3 protein-coding genes are annotated in these 6,461 nt (G+C 57.5%); all 3 read right to left on the bottom strand.

The features are described 5' to 3' along the window. Nucleotides 1-171: 171 nt before the first annotated feature. Genes OO12_RS27570 through OO12_RS17715 form a run of 3 tightly spaced genes read right to left on the bottom strand, consistent with a single transcriptional unit; the run spans nt 172 to nt 5,776 of the window. Entirely contained in the window at nt 172-2,793 is a 2,622-nt protein-coding gene (locus tag OO12_RS27570; protein ID WP_152616502.1) for an RHS repeat domain-containing protein, read from the bottom strand. Continuing rightward, nucleotides 2,790-4,799, bottom strand: coding sequence for an RHS repeat protein (locus OO12_RS17720; RefSeq protein ID WP_160296838.1), 2,010 nt, complete (start codon nt 4,797-4,799; stop codon nt 2,790-2,792). Before OO12_RS17720 ends, OO12_RS27570 begins: the two co-directional genes overlap by 4 nt. Then, nucleotides 4,796-5,776 carry a Calx-beta domain-containing protein gene (locus OO12_RS17715; RefSeq protein WP_034160063.1) on the bottom strand — a complete coding sequence of 327 codons (981 nt, stop codon included), beginning with the start codon at nt 5,774-5,776 and terminating at the stop codon, nt 4,796-4,798. Before OO12_RS17715 ends, OO12_RS17720 begins: the two co-directional genes overlap by 4 nt. Between the last annotated feature and the right edge of the window lie 685 nt (nt 5,777-6,461).

Genomic DNA, 6,461 nt, shown 5'->3' with positions numbered 1-6,461 from the left:
CAATTATTAAAACACATAAGCTAATAACAACATACTCTAGCCAATAATTGTATACCGAAAACTCACCACGCCATACAGCTGTAGTAACAAAAAATATATGCATAAGAGCTATAAAGTTTGCTACGGCGAAGAATGCGTTAAATGCAAGCTTCAAAACAGAAACTTTTGTCATCAGAAGCCTCTCGAGTGCCAAGTGTTCGATTCATCATTAAGATTTTGATAGAACACCATAAATATAGCGTTCGGATTTGACTTCCTCCATTCAGAGCTACTCGAGATATCGCCAGGGCTTGGTCCGCTATCGACCACCTTCCTGCCCTGCCACCACGCTCTTATATCACTGAACGGGCTACTCGAACCCGGCAAAATGCCTAGCCCAGTGTGAGTGTGAGCAATAAAAAGGATTGTCCTTTCTGAAGGAACTATATTCACAGTTCCCGCGCTAAATGCGCTTGCTTTAGGTCCTTGAAAAAGACTGACTACATATTGATTCGCTTTTTTATCTAAAGATGCCGTAACGGCATGTTCGCGAGTATATCCAGACTTTTCCGTTAATTTCATCGCGTCAGATGAGTATGATTTAATTCTATTGTTAAGCTCAGCGACGTTTGACTTTCCCTGGGCGTCAACAGTCGCAATCCTCTCTGATTTCACTAATGTCGTTTTAATGTTCCAGCAAATATTCGACCCTGTTTGAGTCTCGCAAAGCCCAGTCGGGTCTGCCTTATTCACCGGATCGTTTCCGACATAGGCATAGAGGTTGACCTGCTCGTCATAGCCGATGGGATCGGTCTGGAGGAACCGCCCGAGGCTCGGCGAGTAGATGCGCGCCTTGTAGTGATACATGCCAAGCTCGGGCAGCCACGCCTGTCCGGTATATTGGAACCGCCCGATATTGGCCGTCCCCACCCCGTCATAGCCATTCGGGATGCCATATTCGTCATAGGCATTGATCGCGATCACCGTGCCTGCGCTATTGGCCACCGACACGATCGAGCCCTGATAATCGCTCTGCAGCGAGCGCCGGTCGGCAAGCGTCGCGCCCTCATACCAGAGCAGCGGATCGTCCTCGGCCGGGCCATGGACATAGCGCTTCAGCAATGTGCCTGCTGCGTTATACTCCGCGACCAACTCATTGCCATCGTACAGGAAGCGTGTGTCCGTGCTCGCTGTCGGCGAGCTGGTCGCGCCCGATACCTTGTACAGCCGCCCCATCGGATCCCAGCTGAGCGCCGCGGTCGAGGTCGGCCCGGTTCGCGTCACCAGCCGGTTCTCGACATCATAGGCGAACGCATTGGTCCCGTCCGAGGTCAGATTGCCATTGGCATCATAGCCGAACGTCGCCGGGCCGCCGGTCGTATATTGGTTGAGCCCATTGACCGCATAGCTGCGGCTGACGGCGGCATAGCCGTTGAACTCATAGGCGCCGTTGCTGCGCGTCCGGCTGATCATCTGGCTGATCGGTGAGTAGCCGAACGTCGCGGTCACATCGGCCGCCGTGCCGGTCAGATCGTCGGCGATGCTGGTCAGCCGCGAGACCGGATCATAGCCATAGGCCGTCGCCACTCCGCTCCGGTTGGTCCCCGAGCGCCGGCCCTGATTGTCATAAGCGATCGTCGCGACCGTCGTGGTCCCGTTCTCCTTGACGATCGTCGCCCGGTCGAGCCCGTCATAATCATAGGTGAAGTAAGTCGCATCGGGATGCGTCACCCGCGTCCGGCCGCCATTGGCGTTATATTGATAGGCAAGCGTCCGCGCCGTCCCGCCCTGGTTGGTCGTACTCGACGCCAGCCGCCCGAACCCGTCATAGCTCTGGGTCAGTCCCTCGCCGGTGGCCGATCCGAACCGTGCATAGGTCTGCAGCCCGCGCAGATCATAGCCATAATAGACATCCGCCGCCGTGCCGCCGGGAATGTCCTTCACCTTCACCCGGTTGAGCGCGTCATAGCTATAGCCGATGACCTGCCCGTCGCGCTTCCTCAGCGACGTCCGGTTGGCGTTCGCATCATACCCATATTCCTCATAATCGGTCATGCTCACCGCCCCGCCCAGCACCTTGTCGGGGAAGTGCCAGCGAGCCTGCCGATCGAGCCCGTCATAGGTCATCATTGCCTGGTTGCCATTGGCGTCGATGACGATGGTCCGCTTGCCGTTCGGGCTATAGCGATAGGTCGCATAATCCTGCTGCAGCGGCGAGGCATAGGCCTTTTGCACTTTCAGCAACTGGCTGAAGCCGTCGTAGCTGTTCTTGGTGATCCGGTCATTGCCGTTCACGCCCGCCGTGCCCAGCGTGCAGGCGTCCGCCGGCAGGCTAGCATAGACCGCCGGGTTCATCCTGACGGCTGTGCAGATAAGCCGGCCCGCCAGATCATAGCTGTATTGCGTAACGCTATAGGGCGTGCCGCCCGATGACAGCGTCTCCCTGATTTTGCGATTCATCACGTCATAGGACGTGTCGACCGTCTGGAAGATGTTGAATGTCGTGAAATTGGCCCAGTTTTTCGGCGCAACATCTTCCGCCTGCCACGCGGCAAGCTCGCCCTTCTCGACCTTGATCAGCCGTCCGCCCGCATCATAGGTGTTGCGCACGGCGGCATATTTGGTTGGTCCCGTCCCGTCCGGGTCGGGCGCGATCGTTCCGGTCACCCGGCGCGCCGCGTCATAGCGCTTGGCGAAGGTAAAGTCCGAGGCCGCACTCTGTGCCGCAGCGGGCGTGCCGGTCCCGATGGTCGCAAGCACCGCTCCGGTGATGCCGGCCAGCGCCAGCAAGCGCATCCGCACCGCGCCGCTCACGGGCACACCGTCAGGCCGGCGCGTGGGCTGGTCTCGCTGATCTGGTTGCCCTGTGCGTCATAGCCATAGCAGCTGCGCAGGCTGACCCCGTCCGCGGTCACCACCTTGCCACGCAGCAACAAGGTATTAGGCCCGGAATCCGGCCCATAATCATAGCTGGTCGTCACCTCGTCCGACGCGCCTGCGGCACAACTCCCCGAAACCGTGGCCGAGGTCCGGCACATCTTCTCGGTCGATATCAGCCAGATCGCCGGCGCCGCCTGCGAATAGGTTCCGCCGGAATTCTTGATCCATGCATAGCGCTGGACATAGGCGGTGCGCTTGACCGCGCGCACGCCACTGGCATCGGCCGGCGCTGTCTCGGTCAACACCCCGCCATGTGCCGGATCATAGGTGAAGTCGGTCTGGTTGCCGTTATAGTCCTTCTTCGAAATCGGCTTGTTGCAGATCTTGCGCACGACCGACGTGCAGTCCGCAGCCAGTAAAGCGGAATCTGGAAAAGCGCTCGAACTGGAAACGGGGGGAAGGCCCGAACCCGGTTTTGGCGTCCAAGTTTCCGAAACCACGTTGCCCCGACCGTCCCGGCTGTAGCCGATCCGATTGCCTTCCGGATGAGTAATCGACGCCAACTCGACCCCGTCCCAGCCCGTGAGGATGGTTCTACTGACCTCCGCCCAGGGATCGAGCGGATTTGTCGTGAAACTCTCCGAATAATAATTCAGCAGCCCGGCGCCGAAAACAGCAACGCCGGTTAGGCCTTCCGGGCCGGTATAACTCCCGGAGCTATAGAGGGGAGGCTGCCCTGGCTGGTGCGCATAGGGATCGTCATATGGGACCTTGACTGGAATATCATATGTGTAATTCCACACGGCGCCATCCGCCATGGTTTGCTGTATTCCTCCCTCGGGATAGCTATTGGTAATAAGGCAATTCGAAGAATTGACCTGCCTGACGCAGGACATATTGGCATATTGGTAATCATAACCCCATGCCTGGCCCATGACATCAGTCACACCTATGACATTTGGGGACTGGGGAGTGCCCGGGGGATATGTATAGCTTGTCACCAGTGCGGCTCCCGCACAGGTAGTTGTCGCCGAGGTATAGGTAATTGCTCGATTATAGCCACAGGCCTTTGTAACAAATCCCTGGGTTCCATATTCGAACACCAGTGAATAGCCCCGATTACTCGCGATCTGCGTCAGCTTGCCGGCAGAATTATAAGTATAATTTAATGTATGGCCGTCAGCATAATCGATCCTAGCAACGCGCTGGTTGCGCAGTCCGTTGATCGGTGGCGTGAATGCCTTCACCGCTGCATTGAAGGTATACACATTGCCCTGTTTGTCCTTGTAGACAAATGCTCCCCCGACAATCTCAAGAGTTGTTCCGAATGAGTCCGGGTTAGTATTCATGTATTGGTCGGTAGAAGAGTAATAGGCCTTCGTGAAATGGACAGTTGAGTTACCAATAACGACATATGTCTTGTCGGTATTGCCTCGGCCTACGTCACCCTCGGCAACGAATGCTGAATAATTGTGTGTCCAGTTCGGTCCGAAATAATTACTTCCACTGATGGCGCCGCCCCCCATATATGTGCGTTCGAGTGTGAACGGGCCGATGGAGAGATCGACAACCTTATAAGTGAATTTATGCCTCGGGCTGGAAAGATCTACTCCAGTCGGGCCGAGAGTGGTTTGCTTTGGCGGTTCGTACTGGGCATTGGCCGGTGAGACTATGGACAGGGTCGCAACAGCGCTCAGAAACAGAGCTCCAGGTAACCAGATTCTGCTGAGATGGCGGGCTGAGATATTTTGATAACAGCGCGTCAAGCTTCTGACGGCGCGCCGGACAGCTCCCCATACTATCGATGGCTCGATGCGCATCGCCCTCATGTCTCTCGCGGTCAAAACTCTTTCCACTATCTGGGTCCATTTATGTGAGCTCGATGCCGATAATTCTGTCGCCGCCTGGGCGCCGACAAATGCCAGTCGCATATCGATCATCCCGGCTCGCATCTTCCGCCAATGCCAAGGGTCAATGTCGCTGAAGCTGTTCCGCCGAGCGAATCCCGGATAGTGTAGGTCACAACAGCAGGCCCCGGGACAGCAAGCGATATGAAGTAGATTTTATTATCGTCCACACTGGCGAAGCCGAACTCACTGCTGACCGAGGCGCTGATAATCGAAAGTGGCGTATTTCCGTCTGGGTCATAGTCATTTACCAGTACATCGAAATATGCCGCACTACACTTTGTCAGACCACCAGTATCATTCACGGCGACTGGGGGTTGATTGTTGATATCATTATCGTAGATCACACCAGCTCCCTGAGCGACGCGGATCGTGGCCCCGCCTGATGCATTGGATAAATTGATCACCATTGTTTCGGGGTTTTCGATGGCCGTGTCGTCGATGGTGGGGACGGAGATGATCTTGACCGTATCCGCTGGCCCAAAACTCAGTGTCCCGCTGGTCGTTGTATAGTCCGATCCGGCGGTGGCGGTGCCGTTCGCCGTGGCATAATCGACAGTAAAGGTCGCAGCCGGCGAACCCACCTTGTAGACTCGGTAAACAAGATAGTCCCCTTCAACGGCAGCTGCCGTGGCCGATATTTCGAAGTCCGGCGGCGAGACGGGCCGCGGTGTTGGTGTCGGGGTGGGCGCTGGTGTTGGCGTCGGCGTCGGCACCGGAGTCGGCACAGGCCCGGGCGTCGGGCACGCCCCCGGCGTCGCCGTTGCGACATCATAGCGCATCCGGTTCCCCGCCCGGTCGAAGCATGTCCCGGTCCGCTTGCCATTATTGGTCCCGCCGGTGATCATGCTGCCGGTCAGCCGGCCAAGCTCGTCATAGCTATAGGTCGTTGCATCCTGCCCCAGTGCCACGGCTGTGCCGCCGATGATCGCAAGGCACGCCGCGCCCGCCAAAAGCCCGTGTTTACGCTGCATCTTTACCCCCGTCCGAATTCGATCGAATTCGGTCATCCTGCTACCATAAGGTCAAATCGATCCCACGCTACCGGGGATCGACGCCACATCCGGAATGGATGTATTTCACGCAAATCCGCGCCCGCCCGTCGCCCCGCGACCGGGCCGCCGCCCGGCGGGCACTGCCTCATCACCCATGCGATCTTCCGTCGATTCTATCACTTCTTCGGTCATGTCATTGCCCCGGTCATGGCTGATTCGATCGCTTCACAACCAGAATTCCGGCATCGGTTGAATCGATCGCTCCTGATTGCGACCCCTGTTCCGGCGACTCCCGCCCCTGTTCGGGCGACACCCACCCGCTGTTCCGGTGACGGCGACCCCTGTTGTCCACCGCTGTTCCGGAACAGCGGAGAGTGGGTGTATCGCACTGAGATACGGTTACAATTCCACGCCCGCGATCCAACATAACAGGGGCGCCCATCTTTATCTGCGCGGAGCTGCGGAAAAATGCCGTCCCGACCGGTGATCGACGATGCGACGGATCGGGTGTTTCGGCGTTATACCGGCACCGCATTCTGATCGAGGATCGCGCGTGACGGCTGATCAATCGAGACTGTCCGATCGGATCAAGGGCGCGATCGCCGCGGTGATCGTGCAGCTGGTGCTTGGTTATATCCTGATCGCCGGTCTCGCGGTGCACACGACCTATCGGCTGACCGACGACCTCAAGCTGTTCGGC

It is taken from the genome of Sphingomonas sp. ERG5 (assembly GCF_000803065.1).
In the GTDB taxonomy this organism is placed as follows: domain Bacteria; phylum Pseudomonadota; class Alphaproteobacteria; order Sphingomonadales; family Sphingomonadaceae; genus Sphingomonas.
Note: the sequence above shows the minus strand (reverse complement) of the source record. Positions and strands in the feature narration are given on the sequence as shown.